Here is a 21,825-nt window from a genome sequence, read left to right as displayed (position 1 = left end):
CAGCGGCTGGGCCGGGATCACCGGCATCGGCGGCGGCGGGGTGCCGGCCGGCGTGGTCAGCACTTCGAGCAGCGCCGCCGTCTCGGCGTCCGGATTGCCGGAAATGTCCAACGGGCGGTATTTCATCTGGAACGCCGCCAGCGTGGTGCGGGTGGCTTCGTCGTACACGCCGCTTTGCACAATGCCGAAACCGTGGGTGGCCAGCTTGCGCTGGAACCAGCCGACGTCGGGCAGCAGGGCGTCGAAGGCCGGGCGCACGGCCGCCACGCGGGCGGCGTCCGGCCACAGCACCAGGCCCTCTTGCGCCAGGCGCTGCCACGGGAATTGCGGACCCGGATCCTGCTTCCTCAACGGCGCGATGTCGCTGTGGCCCAGCACGTTCTCGGGCGCGATGCCGTGGCGCTGGACAATGTCTTTTACCAGCGGAACCAGGGCGTCCACCTGCGCTTGCGGGAACGGCGCATAGACGCGGCCGGTCGGCGTGTCCTTCCAGCCGGCGTTGACGATCTCGATGCCGATCGAGCTGTTGTTCAGCTGGGTGAAGTTCTTCCAGCTCGAATTGCCGGCATGCCAGGCGGCGCGGTTCTCGTCGACCAGGCGGTAGATCCTGGGCGTCGCCTCGTCGGTCAGCAGGTAGTGCGAGCTGACCTGCTGCTCGGTCAGGATCTTGATCGAGCTCGGCGTGTTGGCGACCGTGTAATGCAGCACCAGGAAGCGCGCCCGGCTCGACTGGCCCTTGGCGGTATAGGTGGTGTCGTAGCGCGGGACGGTGGAGCAGCCCGCCAGCACGGTCAGGGCGAGTAAGGCGGCGATCGATTTCATCTTGTTCTCCTTGGTGGTTTCTTGTCGTTCAACCCAGCGCCAGGCGCGCGGCCGCGTGGTGGGCGCGCAATCCGGTCTGCGCGAAGTCGATATTCGGGGGCAGCGCTGCGCGCATGGTGTCGGCGATCAGCGGATGCAGTTCGGCGGCGCGTCCGCTCAAGGCCACCGGACGCGCCCCGAAGCGCGCGATCAAGGCCGACGCCAGGCGCGCCAGTTCGCGGCCGGCGTCGACCAGGATGGCGCGCGCCGCCGGATCGCTTTGCGCACTGGCGGAGACGGCCAGCGCCAGCTTGCCGACCGTCCCGCGCTCGTTTTGATAGATGAACTTTCGCGATTCGGCCCAGTCCGATCCGCCGACGTGTTCGAACACCGCATGCGCCATCGGCGAATCCCGCCAGCAGCCGGGACGTTCGTCTTCATTGCGCCAGATGTGGCGCAGCGCTTCGCGCGCGATCCAGAAGCCGCCGCCGCCATCGTCCAGCACCACGCCCCGGCCGCCGGCGCGGTGGAACACGTCGTGCTCGTCGATGAAGGCCCCGATCGAACCGGTGCCGGCATAGACCAGGTAACCTTCGCCCGGCGCGAAGCTGGCGCGGTAGGCGATCTCGATGTCGTTGCACAAGGTGACCGCGCCCGGCGCCACGCCCAGCAAGGCGGCCAGCCAGCCCTGCAGCAATTCGCCGTCGCCGCCGAAGCCGGTCAGGCCGGCCTGCACCCGCACCGGGTTCGCATGCTGCAATACCGCCGCCGCCAGCCGTTCGAAGGTGGCGCGCACGGCGTCGCGGCCATGGGGCGTGGCCATCTGCAGGGCGGAGAGACCGTCGACCGTGCCCTCGGCCAGGATCGCGCCGCCGGGCGCGGCCAGCGCCCAGCGGGTCTGGGTGCCGCCGGCGTCGATGCCCAGGCCGGCGCCTGCCATGCGCAGATTGTCTTGATCAGTCGGCATACCGTGATGCTACCCGCATTATGGTTTCGACCACACACGCACGCGCTCGCCCTCGTTGCCGAGGCGGTCGACCGCGCTCACCACGACGATCTCGGCCGGGCCGAGGCGTTCGTCGTCGGAAATCGTCCAGGTCGCGCGCGCCGCCGGCGCCACGGCGAAGCGCCATTCATTGCCGTGGCGGGCCCAGATCGCATACAGGGCATTGCCCTTGCCCGCCTTCAGGCTCAGGTCGACCGATCTGGCGCCGCGGCTCGCCTTGATCGCGGGCGTGCCGGGCCGCGTGCTGCCCAGCCACGGCGTGGCCGGCACCAGCGCCTGGCCGGTGTAGCGGGTCGTGCGCAGCTGGTCGCCGATGCCCTTGCGGTTCTGCATCAGGGCCACCATGCTGAAGTGGATGTGGCCGGTGGCCAGCGGACGCGAACGGGTCACGCTGACCTGCTGCAGCACTTCGTCCGGCTCGTAGTCGCGGGTCGGCGCGCCGATGCGGCTGGTGAACAGGCCCGGCCAGATATGGCGGCCGAGCGGGTTCTGGCCGATCCAGTAGTCCAGCAGCACGTCATAGGCCTGGCCCGGCGGCTTGATCGGCCAGTACAGCTGCGGCACGAAGTAGTCGAGCCAGCCCTCCTGCAGCCACAGTTCGGCGTCGGCATACAGCTTGTCGTATTGCGAGAAGCCGACGATGCCGGGTGGACGACGGTCCGGGCGGCCCAGGCCGAAGGGGCTAATGCCAAAGCGCACCCAGCTTTTTTCGGCATGGATGCCCTTGTACATGGCCTCGATCAGGCGGTTGACGTTGTCGCGGCGCCAGTCGGCGCGCGCCAATGTGCCGCCGCTCTTCAGGTAGCGCTGCCAGGCCGGATCGTCGGGGAAGTCCAGCTCGGCCTTGGCCGCGCGGCCGTCCAGCGCGGCGGCATTGCCGGCCACGGCCGGCGTGGCCTCGATCGGGTAGGGATAGAAATAGTCGTCGATGTGCACGCCGTCGATGTCGTAGCGGCGCACGACGTCGAGGATCACGTCCATGGTCTGCTTGACGGCTTCCGGCTCGCCCGGGTCCATCCACATGAACTTGCCATAGCGCTTGACGATGTCGGGATTGGTGTTGGTGATGTGGTTCGGCGCCGACTGCGAGCGCGCCGCGTCCATGCGCGCGCGGTAGGGGTTGAACCAGGCGTGCAGCTCGAGGCCGCGCGCATGCGCCCCGTCGATCCAGAACTTCAGCGGATCGTAGGCAGGCATCGGCGGTTTGCCTTGCGCGCCGCTCAGGTACTCGGTCCATGGCTCGATCTTCGACGGATAGATCGCATCGGCCGAAGGACGCACCTGCAGCACGATCGCATTCAGGTTCAGCGCCTTGGCGCGGTCGAGGATGGCGATGGCTTCCTGCTGCTGCTTGGCGGACGACAGGCCGGGTTTGCTGGGCCAGTCGATATTGGCGACGGTCGAGACCCAGGCGGCGCGCAGCTCGCGCGGCGCGGCGGGCGGGTCGTCGCCGCCGCTGGTTTCGGCGACCGGCACGTCGCGGGTGAGCGGCTTGGTGCCGCAGCCGGCCAGCAGACCGCCCAGGGCGAAGGCGCTGGCCATGCCGAGCGTGAAAGCGCGTTTGTTCATATCGGGAAGCAAAGTGGCTCCTTTGTATCTGTTCAGACTTTGACGAACCAGCGCTTGCGCCACATGCACCAGGCAATGGCAAACATGCAGGCGTTGAAAGCGATGGCGTACAGTAATGAGGTGTTGCGTGGGTCCAGCGGCAGCGCGGCGAACGGCGCGTACAGGAGTCGGCCGAGCGCGAGCTGGCTACCGTCCGGCTGCGTGAGTTGGATAAAACCGAGCATCTTGGCGATGAGGCCGGATAAAGCGAAGATGAACAGCGCGTTCATGCCGTAGATGACGAAGGGGGTGCTCAGGCGCTGCATGCGCTCGCGCAGTGCCGTTGACGGCGCCGCGTCCAGCAGCCAGTAGCTGGCGCCGAAGGCCAGCAGCGCCCAGCCGCTCATCAACAGGCAGAACGATGGCGTCCACAGGCTTTTATTGATCGGCATGAGGACCGCGTCGAGCGTGGAGCCCAGCGCCAGGCAGGCCAGGCCGGAGAGCATCAGCCACACCACCTGCTCGACCTGCGGCAGCGCCGAGAGCAGCAGGCGGCCGGCCAGCACGCCGAACAACAGGCTGCACACGGCCGGGAGCGTGGACACCAGGCCTTCCGGGTCCCAGGTCTTCGCCTGCGCCCACAGGTGGCCGTCCATCAGCGCGCGGTCGATCCAGGCGCCGAAGTCCTGGCCCGGTTCCAGTACGCCGGCGCCGATGCCGGGAACGGGGACGAAGAGCATCAGCACGCTGTACAGGGCCAGCAGCAGGAACATGGCAAGTGCCTGGCCGCGCCAGCCCAGATAGACCACCAGCGGCGCCGCCAGCAAGGTGCACAGGGCGATGCGCTGCAGCACGCCGGGAATGCGCACGCTGTCGAAATCGAAACGCGGGATCAGGTTGAGCAGGAAGCCGATCAGGAAGATCAACGCGGCACGCTTGGCCAGCTTGAGGAGCAGCTGCGGCTTGTGCGCGCCGGCGGCGGCCAGGCGGCCCAGCGACAGCGCCATCGCGACGCCGCCAATGAATAAAAAGAAAGGGAAGATGGTGTCGGTGAACGTCCACCCATGCCAGGCCGCATGCGCGAGCTGCGCATGCAGGTGGCCCCAGTCGCCCGGATTATTCACGAGCACCATCGCGGCGATGGTGAAGCCGCGGAAGGCGTCGAGCGATGTCAGGCGCACCGGTGCGTCGATCATGGCCCGTTATTTTTTCCCGAATTCGGGATCGATCTTCACCAGCGCCGCCACGATGAACGCGGGGATCGTCGCCAGGCAGGTCCAGATGAAGAAATGCTTGTAGCCCAGGTATTCCTGCAGGTCGCCGCTCCACATGCCCGGCACCATCATGCCCAGCGCCATCAGGCCGGTGCAGATCGCGTAGTGCGCGGTTTTATTGGGACCATCGGCCACCATGATCATGTACATCATCATGGCCGTGAAGCCGAAGCCGTAGCCGAACTGCTCGAGCGCGAGGAAGGCGGACACCGTCACCAGATCGGTGGGCTGCGTCTGCGACAGATAGACGAACACCAGGTCCGGCAGGTGGATCGCGAACACCATCAGCCACAGGCAGCGCTTGAGCCCCAGGCGCGAGATCAGCCAGCCGCCGGCCAGGCCGCCCAGCGTCAGCGCGATGATGCCGACCGTGCCGTAGGCGATGCCGTATTCGGCGGTGGTGAGTCCCAGGCCGCCTTCGCTGACCGGGTCCTTCAGGAACGGCGCCACGAGTTTGAGCAGCTGGGCCTCGCCCAGGCGGAAGGTGAGGATGAAGGCGACGATCATCCAGATGTCGCGCTTCCTGAAGAAGGCGGCGAAGGTGCCGAAGAAGTCGCGCAGCGGATTATTGGTGGTCGGGGCGGGACGGTCGTCCTCGGGCACCGGCAGCACGAACTGGTGCCAGGCAAAGGCGGCGAAGAAGATCCCGGCCAGCACGTAGAACACGATCGCCCAGGCTTGCCTGACGTCGCCCAGGCTCACGGCCAGGTAGCCGGCCAGCACCACCAGCGGGCCTTGTCCGACCAGGGTCGCCAGGCGATAGAAGGTGCTGCGCACGCCGACGAAGGCGGCCTGCTGCTGCTGGCGCAGGCCCAGCATGTAGAAGCCGTCGGCCGAGATGTCATGGGTGGCCGAGCTGAACGCCATGATCCACATGACGGCCAGGCTGACCGCGAAGAAGGCCGGTGTGTGCAATACGGTGCCGACCGCGATCAGCGAAGCGCCGACCACGATCTGCAGCAGCACGGTCCAGCGGCGCTTGGTGCCGAACATGTCGACGATGGGCGACCACAGCGGCTTGACGACCCACGGCAGGTACAGCAGGCTGGTATAGAAGGCGATGTCGGAATTCGAGATCCCCATGTCCTTGTACATGATGACGGTCAGGTTCATCACCACGACATAGGGGATGGCCTGGGCGAAGTACAGGGACGGCACCCACAGCCATGGGCGGTTCGCTTGCGGTTTCTGCATGTCTCTTTCTTGTGCCCTTAGGCAAGGCTGCGGAAACGCGCTTACGCGAGCGCCTGGCGCACGCTGCCGCGCGCCGCTTCCAGCAGCGCTTGCGCCTGCTCGACACTGGTTTGTTTGGACAAGGCCACGATGGCGGTCTTGACGTGGAATCCGCATTGCTCCAGCACCGCCCGCGCGGCCTCCTCGTCGGCGCCGGTGGCGAAGCTGGTGAGGCGGATCGCGCGCCGTACCAGTTTGGCATTGGTAGCCTTCAAGTCTACCATCAGGTTGCCGTAGACCTTGTTCAAACGCACCATCAGCGCGCTGGAAAAGGTGTTCAGCGCGATCTTTTGCGAGGTGCCGGCCTTCAGGCGCGTGCTGCCCGAGACCACTTCCGGCCCGGTATCCAGGGTGATGCCGATTTCGGCTTCGCGCGTGACCGGCGCATCCGGGTTGTTGGCGAAGCCGATCGTCAGCGCGCCGACCGCACGCGCGGCCCGGATCGCCCCCAGCACATACGGCGTGCCGCCCGATGCGGCGATCGCCAGCACCACGTCGTCCGGCCCCACGTTCACGCCCTCCAGGTCCGCGCCGCCCTGCTCCACATCGTCTTCGGCCCCTTCGACCGCGACGAACATCGCGTCGCTCCCGCCGGCCAGCAGCGCCACCGCGCGTCCATGCGGCCAGGAGAAGGTCGGGTACAGCTCGACGCTGTCGAGCACGCCGAGGCGGCCCGAGGTGCCGGCGCCGACATAGATCAGGCGTCCGCCCGCCTCCATGCGCGGCAGCGCGGCGGTGACGGCGGCGGCGATGCGCGGCGCGGCCTTGCGCACCGCCTCGACGGCCTGGAACTGGTCGTCGACGAAGACGTTCACCAGTTCGGTGGTCGGATACTGGTCGAGGGCGGCGTGCGCCTGGGAAGGGGTTTCGGTATTGAGCATCGCCGTGTCTCGGAATGGAATTGTGATGAAACCAGTGTAATACCAATTCGGCAAGCCATCCCATGAAAGGATCGGCCGCCGTCATGCCGCGAGGTTATGCGGGCGAGTTAAGCCGGCCTGCGCAACTCGGCCACGAAGTCGTAGTGATCGCTGCGGCAGTAGGAATGGGTCAGCTCGACCGGCTCGCCCGATTCCAGGTAGCCGACGCGGGTGATGAACAGCACCGCGCGGCCTTCCGGCACGTCCAGGCGCGCCGCCAGCTCGGCGTCGGCGTTCATGGCGCGGATATGCTGCAGCGCGCGCACCGGCATGTGGCCGGTCTTGCCGAGGTGGGCGTACAGCGAGGCGGCCACGCCATCGGGACGCGGCAGCACCGTGGCCGGGATCACGCTGACCTCGTAGGCCATCACGACGTCGTCGGCCAGGCGCAGGCGTTCCAGGCGCGCCACCCGCGCGCCGGGCGACAGGCCCAGCGAGAGCTGCTCGTCGGCGTCCGCCAATACCACTTCGCGGCGCAGCCACTCGGAGCGCGGGGTATAGCCGCGCTGCTGCAACTGTTCCGAAAAACTCGACAGGTTCGACAGCGGCTGCTCGATGCGCGGCGCGATATAGTTGCCCGAGCCGCGACGGCGCACCACGAGGCCCTGCTCGACCAGCTGGTCGATCGCCTTGCGCGCGGTGACGCGCGAGACGTCGAGCTGTTCGGACAGCATGCGTTCGGAGGGCAGCGCCTGGTCGGCCTGGTAGCGGCCGTCGCGCACGTCCTGCGCCAGCTTGCGCGCCAGCTGCATGTAGAGGGGAGAATTGTCGTCCAGGTTGACCTGGAATCCGGGACCGGGGGTGTTCATACCGTGGAAGCATACCACTTGAGACCAATGCAAAAGAGTTATGGCGTCCCCACGGCTATTCATTAGGCAAGGGTTTCGGGCTGTCCGTATCCTGATCCCGCAAACTCAATAAAAAAGGAATGACATGAATCACGGCAGGCGCTCCCTGCTCGGCATGGTCATGCTGGGCGCGATGGAACCGCTGTTCGCGGCAATGCCGCTGGCGTCCGGCGCCGCGGCGGCCTCGCTCGACGCCGAGCTGGCCGCCATCGCCAACGATCCCGCCTTCCCGCTGGCCAGCCTGTCGGTGGTGGCCCTGCGCGCCGGCCAACCGGTGTACGAAGGCGCGTTCGGGCGCCGCACCATCGGCAACGGCGCCGCGCCCGACCGTCCCGCCACACCGGATACGCTGTACCGCATCGCCTCGATCTCGAAGCTGGTCACCACGCTCGGCCTGATGCGCCTGCTGGAAGACGGCAAGGTCGATCTCGATGCCGACGTCTCGGGCTACCTCGGTTTCAACTTGCGCAATCCGCATTTCGCCAACCAGGCGATCACCCTGCGCCACCTGCTGCTGCATACCTCCTCGCTGCGCGACGACGGCGGCTACTTCTGGCCGGCCACGACCGCGCTGAAGGACGTGCGGCCCGCCTGGTCGAGCCTCGCCGGCCCTGACGGCGCCTATTACAGCTACTGCAACCTGGGCTTCGGCCTGATCGGCACGATCATGGAGCGCGTGACGGGCGAACGCTTCGACCGCCTGATGGCGCGCCTGCTGTTGCAACCGCTCGGCCTGCAGGCCGGTTACAACCCGTCCGAACTGCCGAAGGCGGCGCAGGACCGGCTGGCGACCATCTACCGCAAGCGCCCAGTGGACAGCGACACCTGGCAATCCGACGGCCCCTGGGTCGCGCAGGTCGACGCCCCCGGCATCCAGCCGCCGCCGGGCCTGGCCAGCTACGTGCCGGGCACGAACGCCACGCCGTTCAGCCCAACCGGCGGCCTGCGCATCTCGGCGCGCGACCTTGGCGTCGTGATGCGCATGCTGATGGCGGGCGGCGTCCATGACGGCAAGCGCCTGCTGCAACAAGCGACGCTCGAGCGGATGTTCGCCCGCCACTGGCGTTACGACGGCGTCGGCGGCAACGGCAACCCGCTGGGCAGCATCCTCAGCCCGCGCGGCCTGGGCAACGCCCACTATCCCGACCGTCCCGGGATGTGGCTGACGCCCGGCTTCGACGCGGTCGGCCACCTGGGCGACGCCTACGGCCTGCGCTCGGTCTTCGCCCTGGACCGCAGCGTTGGCAAGGGCGGCGGCAACGGCATCGTGGTGCTGGCCGGCGGCAGCGCGCGTGACCCGTCGACCGATCCGGGCCGCGATTCCTCGCTGGCGCGCTACGAGGAACGCGTGCTGGCCAGTGTTTACCGGCGCGCCATCCTCGGCCAATCTTCGTGAACGCTCGCGCAAATGCGTACATATATGCCGGTTATGACTGTTCGCCCACCATTCATTGGCGGGCCGTCCAACCAGCCTCTAAGCTCTCTCCCCCAATCTGAACAAACGAGTCTGGCATGCAGCACATCATCGTGATCGGCGGCGGCGTCGTCGGCCTGGCGTCGGCCTGGTGGCTGGTGGAAGCCGGCTATGGCGTCACCCTGCTCGAGCGCGCGCCGGAAGTCGGCAGCGGCGCCAGCTACGGCAATGGCGGCCAGCTCAGCTACCGCTACGTCTCGCCGCTGGCCGACGAGGGCATTCCGCTCAAGGCCGTCAAATGGCTGTTCCAGGCCGACGGCCCGCTGCGCTTCAGGCCGGAAGCCGACCTGCGCCAGTACCGCTGGCTGGCCAGCTTCCTGGCCCACTGCCGCGCCGACGTCAACCGCCGCACCACGGCCAAGCTGCTCGAGCTGGGAGAATGCTCGCGCCGCGCGATGGGGCAGCTCGAGCTGGTGGTGCCGCCCGAATCGTTCCACTGGCGCGACGCCGGCAAGCTGGTGGTCTACCGCTCGCGCGAGGTGTTCGAGGCGGCGGCGTCGAAACCCGGCGCCGGCCAGGTCTGGACGCCCGAGGAATGCGGCGCGCGCGAACCGGCGCTGGCGGCAGCCCAGCACCTGCTGGCCGGCGGCATCTACAACGCCGGCGAGGCGGTGGCCGACTGCCACGCCTTCTGCCTGGCCCTGGCCGGGCGCCTGCGAGAACACCCGCGCTTTCGCGGCTTCGTCCATGGCGAGGCGCGCGGGCTGTACGCCGAGCGCGGACGCATCCGCGGCGTCGAGACGGCCGGCGGCCTGCTCACGGCGGACGCCTACGTGCTGGCGGCCGGGATCCAGAGCCGCGACCTGGCCGAATCGATCGGGATCGACCTGCCGCTGTATCCGCTCAAGGGCTACAGCCTGTCCGCCCCGATCCGCCAGGACGACGTGGCGCCCGAGATCAGCGTCACCGACTTCGAACGCAAGGTGCTGTATGCGCGCATCGGCGACCGGCTGCGGGTGGCGGCCATGGTCGACATGGTGGGCGAAGACCTGCGCCACGATCCGAAGCGGGTCGAGGGCCTGACGCGCCAGGTGCGCGACACCATGCCGCGCGCGGCGGATTATTCGCGGGTAGCGGTGTGGGCGGGCTTGCGACCGGCCACGCCGAGCAGCGCGCCGATCATCGGGGCCACGCGCTACGACAATCTGTGGCTCAACGTCGGGCACGGGCCGCTGGGATTCACGTTTGCCTGCGGGACGGCGGCGGTGCTGGCCGACCTGGTGCAGGGGAAGGCGCCGCCGTTCGGGCTGGATGGGTTGACGCTACGTCAATAAAGCCAGATTGCCTTTTCACTAATGGGGCGAACCGTCATGCGCCCCGCATGACCGGCGTGAGAGAAATCGCGGATAATTGCCGCCATGTCCACCCGTCCCACCTCTCCCTGCCCCTGCGGCGGCCCCGCGTTCGCGCAATGCTGCGGCCCTTACCTGGCCGGCGCGGCCCTGCCGCCGACCGCCGAAACCCTGATGCGCTCGCGGTATACCGCATTCACGCTCAAGGACGAGCCCTATCTGGTTGCCACTTGGCATCCAAGTACCCGCCCGCAGGAAGCGATCATCGACGAGTCCGAGCCCATGCGCTGGCTCGGACTCGAGATAAAAACTGCTTTACGTTTACGTCAACGTAAAGCAGAATTGCCGGACGATCCAGAGCAAGACCCGAACCGTATCAACGAGGATAGCGTCGAATTCGTCGCCCGCTTCAAGGTCGGCGGCCGTGCGCACCGCCTGCACGAAGTCAGCCGCTTCGTGCGCGAACCCGGCCCGGATGGCGCGCTTCGCTGGTTCTACCTGGACGGCAGTTTCCCTGACAAGAAGTAGCGCCGCGAGAGGCGGACAAAAAAGAGACGAAAGCAGAGGACGGCACATGCCCCAGATCGAGAGCAAACTGAACCCGCGCGGCGAGGACTTCAAGACCAATGCCGCGGCAATGCAGGCGGTGGTGGACGACTTGCGGGCGCGCGTTGCGCAGCTGGCCAAAGGCGGTGGCGAAGCGGCCTGCGCCAAACACGTTGCGCGCGGCAAGCTGCTGCCGCGCGAGCGCGTCGAACACCTGCTCGATCCGGGCACGCCCTTCCTTGAATTCTCGCAGCTGGCCGCCTATGAGATGTACGACGGCGCCGCCCCCAGCGCGGGCATCATCACCGGCATCGGCCGCGTATCGGGCCAGGAGTGCGTGATCGTCTGTAACGATGCCACCGTCAAGGGCGGCACCTATTACCCGATGACGGTGAAAAAACACCTGCGCGCGCAGGAGATCGCCGAGCAGAACAACCTGCCCTGCATCTACCTGGTCGACTCGGGCGGCGCCAACCTGCCGAACCAGGACGATGTCTTCCCCGACCGCGACCACTTCGGCCGCATCTTCTACAACCAGGCGAATCTCTCCGCCAAGGGCATCCCGCAGATCGCGGTCGTCATGGGCTCGTGCACCGCCGGCGGCGCCTATGTGCCGGCGATGAGCGACGAGTCGATCATCGTCAAGGAACAGGGCACGATCTTCCTCGGCGGCCCGCCGCTGGTGAAGGCCGCGACCGGCGAAGTGGTCAGTGCCGAAGACCTGGGCGGCGGCGACGTCCACACCCGCCTGTCGGGCGTGGCCGACCACCTGGCCCAGAACGATCCGCACGCGCTGGCGCTGGCGCGCACCATCGTCTCGAACCTGAACCGGGTCAAGCCGGTGCAGGGCGCGCTGCGCGAGAGCGTGGAGCCGAAGTACGCTCCCGAAGAACTGTATGGCGTCATTCCGGTCGATACCCGCAAGCCCTTCGACGTGCGCGAAGTGATCGCGCGCGTGGTCGATGGCAGCGAGTTCGACGAATTCAAGGCCCGTTATGGCACGACGCTGGTGTGCGGCTTCGCCCACATCTACGGCATGAAGGTCGGCATCATCGCCAACAACGGCATCCTGTTCTCGGAGTCGGCCTTGAAAGGCGCGCACTTCATCGAACTGTGCTGCCAGCGCAAGATCCCGCTCGTCTTTCTGCAGAACATCACCGGCTTCATGGTCGGCCGCAAGTACGAAAACGAAGGCATCGCCCGCAACGGCGCCAAGATGGTCACCGCCGTCGCCACCGCCTCGGTGCCGAAGTTCACCGTCATCATCGGCGGCTCCTTCGGCGCAGGCAACTACGGCATGTGCGGCCGCGCCTTCTCGCCGCGCTTCCTGTGGATGTGGCCGAACGCGCGCATCTCGGTGATGGGCGGAGATCAGGCGGCGTCGGTGCTGGCCACCGTCAAGCGCGATGGGCTGGAAGCGAAAGGCGGCCAATGGTCGCCCGAAGAAGAAGAAGCCTTCAAGCAGCCGATCAAGGACCAGTACGAACACCAGGGCCACCCCTACTATGCCAGCGCGCGCCTGTGGGACGATGGCGTGATCGATCCGGTTGATACGCGCATGGTGCTGGGCCTGGGCTTATCAAGCGCCATGAACAAGCCGATCGAGGACACGAAGTTCGGCGTGTTCCGCATGTAAGGGAGAGATGATTATGGACTATCAGACACTCACCATCGCGATCGCCGACAAGGTCGCCACCGTCACCCTGAACCGCCCCGAGCTGCGCAACGCCTTCAACGAGCATGCGATCGCCGAACTGGCGCTGGCCTTCGATGAACTGGGCCGGAGCGACACGGTGCGCGCCATCGTCCTGGCCGCGAACGGTCCGGCCTTCTGCGCCGGCGCCGACCTGAACTGGATGAAGAAGATGGCCGGCTACTCGCATGAGGAAAACCAGGAAGACGCGCTGCGCCTGGCCGACATGCTGCGCACGATCTACCTTTGCCCGAAGCCCACCGTGGCCAAGGTGCAGGGCGACTGCTACGCCGGCGGCATGGGCCTGGTGGCCGCCTGCGACATCGTCGTCGCCGTCGACACCGCCGGTTTTTGCCTGTCCGAAGTGAAGCTCGGCCTGATTCCGGCTACCATCTCGCCTTACGTGATCAAGGCCATGGGCGAGCAGGCCGCGCGCCGCTACTTTTTGACGGCCGAACGCTTCGATGCGCTTGAGGCGCGCCGCATCGGCTTCGCGCATGAAGTGGTGGCCGCCGACGCGCTCGACGCGACGGTCGCCGGCATCGCCCGCGCCCTGGTCAACAACAGCCCGAACGCCGTGAGGCAAGCCAAGACGCTGGTGCGCGACATCGTCGGCAAACCAGTCGACGATGCGCTGCTGCTCGATACCGCCGGCCGCATCGCCGCCATCCGCGCCTCACTGGAAGGGCGGGAAGGCGTGGCTTCCTTCCTTGAAAAACGCAAGCCCACATGGCTGCAAACATAGAAATTGGAAACCTGAAGTGACTCAATCGACCTCCTCCGAGTGGATCGCGCGCAGCCTGCGCAGCGTATGGCATCCCTGCACGCAAATGCAGCATCACGAGGAGGTGCCGCTGATCGCGGTCAGCCATGGCAAGGGCCCGTGGCTCTATGACTATGACGGCAAGCGCTACCTGGACGGCATCAGCTCGTGGTGGGTCAATATGTTCGGCCACGCGAACCCGCGCATCAACGCCGCGCTGAAAGACCAGCTGGACAAGCTCGAACACGCGATGCTGGCCGGCTTCACGCATGCGCCGGTGGTCGAGCTGGCCGAACGCCTGTCGAAGCTGACCGGCCACGCGCTGGGCCACGCCACTTTCGCCTCGGACGGCGCATCCGCGGTCGAGATCGCGATGAAGATGAGCTTCCACGCCTGGCGCAACGCCGGCAAGCCGGCCAAGCAGGAATTCGTCTGCCTGCAGGGCAGCTACCACGGCGAGACGATCGGCGCGCTGTCGGTCACCGACGTCCCGCTGTTCAAGGATGCCTATGGCCCGCTGCTGCGCGCCTCCCACGTGGTGGGCGCGCCCGACGCGCGCAACGCGGGCGAAGGCGAGACCGCCCAGGACGTGGCGCGCCGCGCGATCCTGGAAGTGAAAGAACTGTTCGAGCAGCGCGGCGACAACATCGCGGCCATCATCGTCGAACCGCTGGTGCAGTGCGCGACCGGCATGGCGATGTACGACCCGCTCTACCTCAAGTTGCTGCGCGACCTGTGCGACCAGCACCATGTGCACCTGATCGCCGACGAGATCGCGGTCGGCTGCGGGCGCACCGGCACCTTCTTCGCCTGCGAACAGGCGTCGATCTGGCCCGACTTCCTGTGCCTGTCGAAAGGCATCAGCGGCGGCTACCTGCCGCTGTCGCTGGTGCTCACCCGCGACGACATCTACCAGGCCTTCTACAGCGAAGACATCACGCGCGGCTTCCTGCACTCGCACTCGTACACCGGCAATCCGCTGGCCTGCCGCGCCGCGCTGGCCACGCTCGACATCTTCGAGGAAGACGATGTCTTGAACCGCAATCGCGAGCTGGCCACCAAAATGACCATCGCGCTGGCGCCGCTGGCCGAGCACGAGCGCGCTCGCCACTTCCGCCAGCGCGGCATGATCTTCGCGTTCGACGCCATCGAGCCGGACAAGGATCGCGCCTCGACCTTCTCGCGCCGCTTCTTCTCCACCGCGGTCGAGAACGAACTGCTGCTGCGCCCGATCGGCCGCACCGTCTACCTGATGCCGCCCTATGTGCTGGACGACGAGGACGTCGCCGGCCTGGCCGCGCGCACCATCAAGACCTTCGAATCGGTGATTGCTGCGTGACCATGAACCTGATTGCCGACATCGACCGCAAGCTCGACGCGCTCGCCGCCCACAGCCTGGTGCGCAAGCGCCGCGTGACCGACGGCGCCTGTGCGCCGCGCCAACGGGTTGACGATCGTATGCTGCTGGCCTTCTGCAGCAACGACTACCTCGGCCTGGCGTCGCATCCCGTGGTCATCGAAGCATTGCGCGCGGGCGCCACTTTGTACGGCGCCGGCAGCGGCGCCTCGCACCTGGTGTCGGGCCACGGCCGCGCCCACCACGTGCTGGAAGAGCGCCTGGCCGAGTGGATGGCGCCGCACCTGCAACAGGCGCGCGCGCTCACGCTGTGCACCGGCTATATGGCCAACCTGGCGATCCTGACCGCGCTGGGCCTGGATGCCGACGCGATGATCTTCTCGGAGGAGCTGAACCACGCCTCGCTGATCGACGGCGCGCGCCTGGCGAAGGCCGGCGTCACCGTTTATCCGCATGGCGACGTCGACGCGCTCGAGGCGCAACTGAAGGCCAGCACCGCCGCCACGAAAATCGTCGTCACCGACAGCGTCTTCAGCATGGACGGCAACCTGGCCCCGCTGCCGGCGCTGCTGGCCGTGTGCGAACGTCACGGCGCCTGGCTGGTGGTCGACGACGCCCATGGCTTCGGCGTGCTGGGGACGAACGGCCGCGGCGCGCTCGAACACTTCGGCCTGCGCTCGCCCAACCTGGTGTACATGGGCACGCTCGGCAAGGCGGCCGGCGTCGGCGGCGCCTTCGTCGCCGCGCACGCCAGCGTCATCGAATTGCTGGTGCAGCGCGCCCGTCCCTACATCTACACCACGGCCTGCCCGCCGGCCCTCGCGCACGCCCTGCTCGCCAGCCTTGATATCATTGGCGGCGCCGAAGGAGAATCACGACGCGCCCACCTGGTGGGGCTGGTCAGGCAGTTGCGCGAATCGCTGGATTTCCAACGTTGGAAACTGGCGGCGTCGACCACCGCGATCCAGCCCGTCATCATCGGCAGCAACGACGCCGCGCTGCGCGCCTCCGCCGCCCTGCATGAACAGGGCCTGTGGGTGCCGGCGATCCGCCCGCCGACCGTGGCGCCGGGCACGGCGCGCCTGCGCGTGACCTTGTCGGCTGCCCACGGCATCGACGACGTCGCGCAACTGGCGCACGCGCTCAACAGACTGGAAATGGCCGCACCATGAACAACCCGAACAACCTGAACGACAATGACGACCCGATCGCGGCGCCGCCCGCTGCGGTGCCAGAGGTCGACCTCCACGAGCCGGCTCATAGACCGGAACTTGAGCCAGAGCTCGAGGCGCGCGCCACCGACGGCCTGCCTTCGCGCTTCGCCTGCTTCGTCACCGGCACCGACACCGAGATCGGCAAGACCCTGGTCTCGAGCGCCATCCTGCACAAGCTCGCCGCCAGCGGCGTGCGCGCCTGCGGCATGAAGCCGGTGGCGGCCGGCGCCGAACTGCGCGACGGCGAACTGCATAACGACGACGCCGACATGCTGGTCGCTGCCGGCAACGTGCACCTGCCGTCGTCGATCACGACGCCGTATATGCTGCGCGAACCGGCGGCGCCGCACATCGCCGCCGCGCTGGAAAACGTCACCATCGAATCGGCGCCGATCATCGCCGCCTTCGCCGAGATCCAGGCCGCGTCCGATGCGGTCGTGGTCGAGGGCGTGGGCGGCTTCCGGGTGCCGTTCAACGACAACTTCGACAGCGCCGACCTCGCCGCGCAACTGAACCTGCCGGTGATCCTGGTAGTCGGCATGCGCTTGGGCTGCATCAGCCACGCCCTGCTTACGGTCGAAGCGATCGTGGCGCGCGGCCTGGTGCTGGCCGGCTGGGTCGCCAATACGGTCGATCCCAAGATGGGCTTCGAGCTCCAGAACATCGAGGCGCTGGCACAGCGCATCCCGGCGCCGCTGCTGGGCCGCGTGCCGCGCCTGCACACACCGACGGCCGCCGCGGCGGCCGAATTCATCGATCTCGCTGGACTGCCGGGATGGCCGTCCACGCGAGGCCAGTCCTGAAGGAACCACCATGTCCAATATGAACACCGTCGCCCTGCATCGCCCGGCGGCCCCGATCAAACCAGCGGAAAACGCAACCTGGCCGCTGGCCGACGTGCTCGCGCTGTTCGCGCTGCCGTTCCCCGAGCTGATGCACCGCGCCTCGACCCTGCACCGTGAATACTTCCCGGACGGCGACGTCGAACTGGCGACCCTGCTGTCGATCAAGACCGGCGGCTGCGAGGAAGACTGCGGCTACTGCCCGCAGGCGGCGCGCTACGACACCGGCGTCGAAGCCAAGAAGATCCTCGATATCGACACCGTGCTGGATGCGGCGCGCGCGGCGAAGGCCAGCGGCGCGACCCGCTTCTGCATGGGCGCCGCCTGGCGCAGCCCGAAGGAGCGCGACATGGAAAAGGTCGAGACCATGGTGCGCGAAGTGAAGGCGCTGGGCATGGAGACCTGCGCCACGCTGGGCATGCTCGAAGCCGGCCAGGCCGAGCAGCTGAAAAAAGCGGGCCTGGACTACTACAACCACAATATCGATACCGCGCCTGACTTTTACAACAACGTCATTTCGACCCGCGAATACCAGGACCGCCTGGACACGCTGGGCCGCGTGCGCGAAGCGGGCCTGAAGGTCTGCTGCGGCGGCATCGTCGGCATGGGCGAGACGCGCGAGCAGCGCGCCGGCCTGATCGCCCAGCTGGCCAACCTGAACCCGTATCCGGAATCGGTGCCGGTCAACCACCTGGTGCAGGTCGAGGGCACGCCGCTGCACGGCCTCGACAAGCTGGACCCGATCGAGTTCGTGCGCACCATCGCGGTCGCGCGCATCACCATGCCGCAAGCGCGCGTGCGCCTGTCGGCGGGCCGCCGCGAGCTGGGCGAAGCGGTGCAGGCGATGTGCTTCATGGCCGGCGCCAACTCGATCTTCTACGGCGACAAGCTGCTCACCACCGACAATCCGGAAGCCGACGACGACCGCGTGCTGCTCGAGAAGCTGGGCCTCAAGACGCGCGCTGCCACGCTCGATTCGGTACAGAAGGAAGCTTGCGGCTGCTGATGCAGCACCCTGCGCGGCCGGGGAGACACGGCCGCGCCCACAATTCGTCCGAACAACCATAAGCGAAAGATAAGCGCATGTTCACCAAGATCCTCATCGCCAACCGTGGCGAAATTGCCTGCCGTGTCGCCGCCACCGCGCGCCGCATGGGTATTCGTACCGTCGCCGTGTATTCCGAGGCCGACGCCGGCGCCAAGCACGTCGCGGTGTGCGATGAGGCGGTCCTGATCGGCCCCGCGGCCGCCAAGGACAGCTATCTGCGTGGCAGCAAGATCATCGAGGTGGCCAGGGCCACCGGCGCCCAGGCGATCCATCCGGGCTACGGCTTCCTGTCCGAGAACGCCGAGTTCGCGGAGGCGGTGCAGGCCGCCGGACTGGTGTTCATCGGCCCGCCGGCTTCCTCGATGCGCGCGATGGGCTCGAAGTCGGCCGCCAAGCAGCTGATGGAGAGCGCCAACGTGCCGCTGGTGCCGGGCTACCATGGCGACGAGCAGAGTCCGGATTTACTGCATATGCAGGCCGACCGCATTGGCTACCCGGTGCTGCTCAAGGCCAGCGCCGGCGGCGGCGGCAAGGGCATGCGCGTGGTCGAGCGCTCGGAAGATTTCGAAGCCGCGCTGGCCTCGTGCAAGCGCGAGGCGATCTCCAGCTTCGGCGACGACAAGGTGCTGGTCGAGAAGTACCTGATCCGCCCGCGCCACATCGAGATCCAGGTCTTCGCCGACAGCTTGGGCAACTGCGTCTACCTGCACGAGCGCGACTGCTCGGTGCAACGCCGCCACCAGAAAGTGCTGGAAGAAGCGCCGGCCCCGGGCATGCCGGCGGACCGTCGCGCGGCCATGGGCGAAGCGGCGGTGAATGCCGCGCGCGCGGTCGGCTACGTCGGCGCCGGCACGGTGGAATTCATCGCCAACCAGGACGGTTCGTTCTACTTCATGGAGATGAACACCCGCCTGCAGGTCGAGCATCCGGTGACCGAGATGATCACCGGGCTAGATCTGGTCGAATGGCAGTTGCGCGTCGCCTTTGGCGAGCCGCTGCCGAAGAAACAGCATGAACTCGGCATCCACGGCCACGCGATCGAGGCGCGCGTGTATGCCGAGAATCCCGAAAAAGGCTTCCTGCCGTCGATCGGCGCCTTGCGCCACATGGACGTGCCGCAGGCGGTGGCGTTCGAGCTCGGCCCGGATGCAATGCATCCCGCCGCCGTGCGCGTCGACTCCGGCGTGCGCGAAGGCGATGCGATCTCGCCGTTCTACGACCCGATGATCGCCAAGCTGATCGTCTGGGGCGCGGACCGTACGCAGGCGCTGGCGCGCATGTCGCAGGCGCTGAGCGAGTTCCGCATCGTCGGCCTGGCCACCAATATCGCTTTCCTGAAACGCCTGGTCGAAGGCCAAGCGTTCGCGAGCGCCGACCTCGACACGGGTTTGATCGAACGCAATCAATCCTCACTTTTCCCGCCCGCGGCCCCTGCCCCGCTCGGTGCGCTGGCCCTGGCCGCGCTCGCCCTTACCAACCACGAAACCGTGCACGGCGCCGCCAACGACGCCGACCCATGGAGCCAGGCAAGCGGCTGGCGCATGAATGGCGACTACCGCCGCACCCTGTCCTTCACCGATGAGTACGGCGACTATCGCATCGGTCTGACTTACCGCAATAGTGGGTGGGAAATTGACCTTGATAAGCAGCGTCAGCGCATACAACTAGTATCGCAGAACGATGCCGAGCTGGCCCTGCGCCTGGGCGAGACCGCCCTGCACGGCTGTGTGCGCCGCGACGGCGACGCCTTCCACGTGTTTACCGGTGGCCGCCATCACACCCTGACGTACAATGACCCGATGGCACATGCCGGTGAGATTGAATCGGCGGGCGGTCGCCTGACGGCGCCGATGCCGGGCAAGGTGGTCGCGGTACTGGCCCAGTCCGGCAAGGACGTCAAAAAGGGCGAGCCGCTGGTGATCATGGAAGCGATGAAGATGGAACACACGATTTGCGCGCCGAGCGACGGCCTGGTGGAAGAAGTGCTGTACCAGGTCGGCGACCAGGTGGCCGATGGCGCGCCGCTGCTGGCTTTCAAGGCAGCATAGACAGACACATACAAGAACCACCCTGACAAAAACGAGGGGGAGACATGCGCATTGTCCTGTACCGGGGCGATGGCGTCATCGAGCCGTGGGAACGCGAGTTCTCGGCCATGATGCCAGGCGTCGAGACGGTCACCTGGAAGGAGGGCCAGCTGTTGCCCCCTTGCGATTACGCGGTATTGTGGAACCCGGCGCCCGGCCTGCTGGCGCAGCTGGACGAGGTCAAGGCGATCTTCCTGATGGGTGCCGGCGTCGACGCCGTGCTCAAGTTCGGCGACACGCTGCCGCGCGTGCCGCTGGTGCGCCTGGGCGACGCCGGCATGGGCGTGCAGATGGCCGAGTACGTGGCGCACGCCGTGCTGCGCTACTTCAGGCGCTTCGACGAATACGAACAGCAAGCACGGCACGGCGCCTGGAATCCGCTGCCCCAGCATCCGAAAGAGTCGTTCACGATCGGCGTCATGGGACTGGGCAAGCTCGGCATGCCGGTGGTCGAGGCGATGCGCCATTTCGGCTTCCCGGTGCGCGGCTGGAGCCGCAGCCCGAAGGACATCCCCGGCGTGCCGACCTATGCCGGCATGGAGCAGCTCGACGATTTTTTACATGGCACGCGGGTGCTGGTATGCCTGCTGCCGCTGACCGCGGACACGACCAACCTGCTCGACCGCCACCGGCTGGGCAAGCTGGCGCCCGGCGCCTATCTGATCAACGTCTCGCGCGGCGCGATCCTGGCCGAGCCCGACCTGATGACGCTGATCCGCTCGGGGCACATCGCCGGCGCCACGCTCGACGTGTTCCGCCACGAGCCGCTGCCGGCCCCGCATCCGTTCTGGAACGAACCGCGCATCGCCCTCACCCCGCATATCTCGGCGCTCACCATGCGCCTCGACGCCGTGCGCCAGATCGCCGCCAAGATCGGCGCCCTGGAAGACGGCGAACCGGTCGACGACCTGGTCGACCGCCAACTTGGATACTGAGATGAACCAGCCTGCATTGCCCACCAAAGTCAAGATCGTCGAAGTCGGCCCGCGCGACGGCCTGCAGAACGAGAAGGAAGCGCTGAGCGCCGACGTGAAAGTCGAACTGGTCGAGCGCCTGGCGCGCGCCGGCTTCGTCAACGTGGAAGCGGCCGCCTTCGTGTCGCCGAAATGGGTGCCGCAGATGGCGACCAGCGCCGAGGTGCTGGCGCGCATCGCGCGCCGGCCCGGCACCATCTATTCGGCGCTGGTGCCGAATATGCAGGGCTTCGAGGCCGCGCTCGCCGGCGGGGCCGACGAGGTGGTCGTGTTCGGCGCGGCTTCCGAAGCCTTTTCGCAAAAGAACATCAACTGCTCGATCGCCCAGTCGATCGCCCGCTTCGAGCCGGTGGCGCGCGCGGCGAAGGAACACGGCCTGCGCCTGCGCGGCTCGATCAGCACGGCCTTCGGCTGCCCCTACCAGGGCGAGGTGCCCCTGGACGCCGTCGGCGACGTGGTGGCGCGCATGCGCGACCTGGGCTGTGACGAGATCGACATCGCCGACACCATCGGCGTCTCGACCGCGCGCAAGACCCAGGCCGTGATGCTGCGCGCGGCGCGCGAATTCCCGATCGCCCAGCTGGCCGGCCACTTCCACGACACCTACGGCCAGGCGCTGGCCAACATCTATGCGGCAATGGAAGTCGGGGTGGCGATCTTCCACTCCTCGGTGGCCGGCCTGGGCGGCTGCCCCTATGCCAAGGGCGCGACCGGCAACGTGGCGACCGAGGACGTGCTGTACCTGATGCAGGGGCTGGGCATCGAGACCGGCGTGGATCTCGACCAGGTGGTCGATGCCGGCCTGTTCATCTCGCAGCAGCTGGGCCGCAAGAGCATCAGCCGCGCCGGCAACGCGATCGCGGCCAAGCGCGCCGGATGAATCGTCGGGGTGGACGGCACCCCAC

18 protein-coding genes and 1 pseudogene are annotated in these 21,825 nt (G+C 67.4%); 12 read left to right on the top strand and 7 right to left on the bottom strand.

Going from position 1 to position 21,825, the window contains the following annotated elements; all coding sequences use genetic code 11:
* Positions 1-57: 57 nt before the first annotated feature.
* The 7 genes and pseudogenes from LO55_RS07525 to LO55_RS07495 form a co-directional block, all read right to left on the bottom strand.
* Positions 58-822 (bottom strand): annotated as a pseudogene (locus tag LO55_RS07525) (N-acetylmuramoyl-L-alanine amidase); the annotation flags it as partial.
* 28 nt (positions 823-850) lie between these two features.
* On the bottom strand, positions 851-1,768 hold the full coding sequence (locus LO55_RS07520; protein ID WP_071361014.1) for an N-acetylglucosamine kinase: 918 nt from the start codon (positions 1,766-1,768) through the stop codon (positions 851-853).
* An 18-nt stretch (positions 1,769-1,786) separates the two neighbouring features.
* Positions 1,787-3,376, bottom strand: coding sequence for a glycoside hydrolase family 10-like protein (locus tag LO55_RS07515; protein ID WP_229410096.1), 1,590 nt, complete (start codon positions 3,374-3,376; stop codon positions 1,787-1,789).
* A gap of 32 nt (positions 3,377-3,408) precedes the next feature.
* Complete coding sequence (locus LO55_RS07510) at positions 3,409-4,551, bottom strand: acyltransferase family protein (protein ID WP_071361012.1); 1,143 nt, start codon at positions 4,549-4,551, stop codon at positions 3,409-3,411.
* A 6-nt stretch (positions 4,552-4,557) separates the two neighbouring features.
* Complete coding sequence (locus LO55_RS07505; RefSeq protein ID WP_005664299.1) at positions 4,558-5,823, bottom strand: MFS transporter; 1,266 nt, start codon at positions 5,821-5,823, stop codon at positions 4,558-4,560.
* A gap of 41 nt (positions 5,824-5,864) precedes the next feature.
* On the bottom strand, positions 5,865-6,743 hold the full coding sequence (murQ, locus tag LO55_RS07500; protein ID WP_005664298.1) for an N-acetylmuramic acid 6-phosphate etherase: 879 nt from the start codon (positions 6,741-6,743) through the stop codon (positions 5,865-5,867).
* Between the two features lie 107 nt (positions 6,744-6,850).
* The gene (locus LO55_RS07495; RefSeq protein ID WP_005664296.1) at positions 6,851-7,591 is read right to left on the bottom strand and encodes a GntR family transcriptional regulator; all 741 of its coding nucleotides are present in this window, start codon (positions 7,589-7,591) and stop codon (positions 6,851-6,853) included.
* 124 nt (positions 7,592-7,715) lie between these two features.
* On the opposite strand from LO55_RS07495, the gene LO55_RS07490 reads away from it, so the two are divergent.
* From LO55_RS07490 to LO55_RS07435, 12 genes are all read left to right on the top strand, one after another.
* Positions 7,716-9,026, top strand: a complete 1,311-nt coding sequence (locus tag LO55_RS07490; protein ID WP_083415226.1) for a serine hydrolase domain-containing protein — start codon at positions 7,716-7,718, stop codon at positions 9,024-9,026.
* 116 nt (positions 9,027-9,142) lie between these two features.
* Positions 9,143-10,378, top strand: coding sequence for a D-amino acid dehydrogenase (locus LO55_RS07485; protein ID WP_071361011.1), 1,236 nt, complete (start codon positions 9,143-9,145; stop codon positions 10,376-10,378).
* A gap of 84 nt (positions 10,379-10,462) precedes the next feature.
* On the top strand, positions 10,463-10,924 hold the full coding sequence (locus tag LO55_RS07480; protein WP_071361010.1) for a YchJ family protein: 462 nt from the start codon (positions 10,463-10,465) through the stop codon (positions 10,922-10,924).
* A gap of 46 nt (positions 10,925-10,970) precedes the next feature.
* Positions 10,971-12,578, top strand: a complete 1,608-nt coding sequence (locus tag LO55_RS07475) for a carboxyl transferase domain-containing protein (protein ID WP_071361009.1) — start codon at positions 10,971-10,973, stop codon at positions 12,576-12,578.
* Positions 12,579-12,591: 13 nt separating this feature from the next.
* Positions 12,592-13,380, top strand: a complete 789-nt coding sequence (locus tag LO55_RS07470; protein ID WP_071363709.1) for an enoyl-CoA hydratase/isomerase family protein — start codon at positions 12,592-12,594, stop codon at positions 13,378-13,380.
* A 16-nt stretch (positions 13,381-13,396) separates the two neighbouring features.
* Positions 13,397-14,737 (top strand): adenosylmethionine--8-amino-7-oxononanoate transaminase, encoded by a 1,341-nt coding sequence (bioA, locus tag LO55_RS07465; protein WP_071361008.1) that lies wholly within the window; start codon positions 13,397-13,399, stop codon positions 14,735-14,737.
* Positions 14,738-14,739: 2 nt separating this feature from the next.
* The gene (gene bioF, locus LO55_RS07460; protein ID WP_071361007.1) at positions 14,740-15,927 is read left to right on the top strand and encodes an 8-amino-7-oxononanoate synthase; all 1,188 of its coding nucleotides are present in this window, start codon (positions 14,740-14,742) and stop codon (positions 15,925-15,927) included.
* On the top strand, positions 15,924-16,772 hold the full coding sequence (gene bioD / locus LO55_RS07455) for a dethiobiotin synthase (RefSeq protein WP_229410095.1): 849 nt from the start codon (positions 15,924-15,926) through the stop codon (positions 16,770-16,772). The genes bioF and bioD overlap by 4 nt, the downstream gene beginning before the upstream one ends.
* Positions 16,773-16,791: 19 nt before the next feature.
* The gene (bioB, locus tag LO55_RS07450) at positions 16,792-17,817 is read left to right on the top strand and encodes a biotin synthase BioB (protein ID WP_083415579.1); all 1,026 of its coding nucleotides are present in this window, start codon (positions 16,792-16,794) and stop codon (positions 17,815-17,817) included.
* Positions 17,818-17,894: 77 nt separating this feature from the next.
* Positions 17,895-19,907, top strand: coding sequence for an acetyl/propionyl/methylcrotonyl-CoA carboxylase subunit alpha (locus LO55_RS07445; RefSeq protein WP_071361005.1), 2,013 nt, complete (start codon positions 17,895-17,897; stop codon positions 19,905-19,907).
* A gap of 44 nt (positions 19,908-19,951) precedes the next feature.
* On the top strand, positions 19,952-20,881 hold the full coding sequence (locus tag LO55_RS07440) for a 2-hydroxyacid dehydrogenase (protein WP_071361004.1): 930 nt from the start codon (positions 19,952-19,954) through the stop codon (positions 20,879-20,881).
* 1 nt (position 20,882) lies between these two features.
* Positions 20,883-21,800 (top strand): hydroxymethylglutaryl-CoA lyase, encoded by a 918-nt coding sequence (locus LO55_RS07435; RefSeq protein WP_071361003.1) that lies wholly within the window; start codon positions 20,883-20,885, stop codon positions 21,798-21,800.
* Positions 21,801-21,825: the final 25 nt, after the last annotated feature.

This window comes from Massilia timonae (genome assembly GCF_001866515.1).
In the GTDB taxonomy this organism is placed as follows: Bacteria; Pseudomonadota; Gammaproteobacteria; order Burkholderiales; family Burkholderiaceae_D; genus Telluria; species Telluria timonae.
This window is presented reverse-complemented; position numbering and strand designations above follow the sequence as displayed.

What these genes read in the sequence shown, in the direction of transcription:
- LO55_RS07520 (WP_071361014.1), bottom strand. Translation starts at nt 1,768, where the DNA reads ATGCCGACTGATCAAGACAATCTGCGCATGGCAGGCGCCGGCCTGGGC.
- LO55_RS07515 (WP_229410096.1), bottom strand. Translation starts at nt 3,376, where the DNA reads ATGAACAAACGCGCTTTCACGCTCGGCATGGCCAGCGCCTTCGCCCTG.
- LO55_RS07510 (WP_071361012.1), bottom strand. Translation starts at nt 4,551, where the DNA reads ATGATCGACGCACCGGTGCGCCTGACATCGCTCGACGCCTTCCGCGGC.
- LO55_RS07505 (WP_005664299.1), bottom strand. Translation starts at nt 5,823, where the DNA reads ATGCAGAAACCGCAAGCGAACCGCCCATGGCTGTGGGTGCCGTCCCTG.
- murQ (WP_005664298.1), bottom strand. Translation starts at nt 6,743, where the DNA reads ATGCTCAATACCGAAACCCCTTCCCAGGCGCACGCCGCCCTCGACCAG.
- LO55_RS07495 (WP_005664296.1), bottom strand. Translation starts at nt 7,591, where the DNA reads ATGAACACCCCCGGTCCCGGATTCCAGGTCAACCTGGACGACAATTCT.
- LO55_RS07490 (WP_083415226.1), top strand. Translation starts at nt 7,716, where the DNA reads ATGAATCACGGCAGGCGCTCCCTGCTCGGCATGGTCATGCTGGGCGCG.
- LO55_RS07485 (WP_071361011.1), top strand. Translation starts at nt 9,143, where the DNA reads ATGCAGCACATCATCGTGATCGGCGGCGGCGTCGTCGGCCTGGCGTCG.
- LO55_RS07480 (WP_071361010.1), top strand. Translation starts at nt 10,463, where the DNA reads ATGTCCACCCGTCCCACCTCTCCCTGCCCCTGCGGCGGCCCCGCGTTC.
- LO55_RS07475 (WP_071361009.1), top strand. Translation starts at nt 10,971, where the DNA reads ATGCCCCAGATCGAGAGCAAACTGAACCCGCGCGGCGAGGACTTCAAG.
- LO55_RS07470 (WP_071363709.1), top strand. Translation starts at nt 12,592, where the DNA reads ATGGACTATCAGACACTCACCATCGCGATCGCCGACAAGGTCGCCACC.
- bioF (WP_071361007.1), top strand. Translation starts at nt 14,740, where the DNA reads ATGAACCTGATTGCCGACATCGACCGCAAGCTCGACGCGCTCGCCGCC.
- bioD (WP_229410095.1), top strand. Translation starts at nt 15,924, where the DNA reads ATGAACAACCCGAACAACCTGAACGACAATGACGACCCGATCGCGGCG.
- bioB (WP_083415579.1), top strand. Translation starts at nt 16,792, where the DNA reads ATGAACACCGTCGCCCTGCATCGCCCGGCGGCCCCGATCAAACCAGCG.
- LO55_RS07445 (WP_071361005.1), top strand. Translation starts at nt 17,895, where the DNA reads ATGTTCACCAAGATCCTCATCGCCAACCGTGGCGAAATTGCCTGCCGT.
- LO55_RS07440 (WP_071361004.1), top strand. Translation starts at nt 19,952, where the DNA reads ATGCGCATTGTCCTGTACCGGGGCGATGGCGTCATCGAGCCGTGGGAA.
- LO55_RS07435 (WP_071361003.1), top strand. Translation starts at nt 20,883, where the DNA reads ATGAACCAGCCTGCATTGCCCACCAAAGTCAAGATCGTCGAAGTCGGC.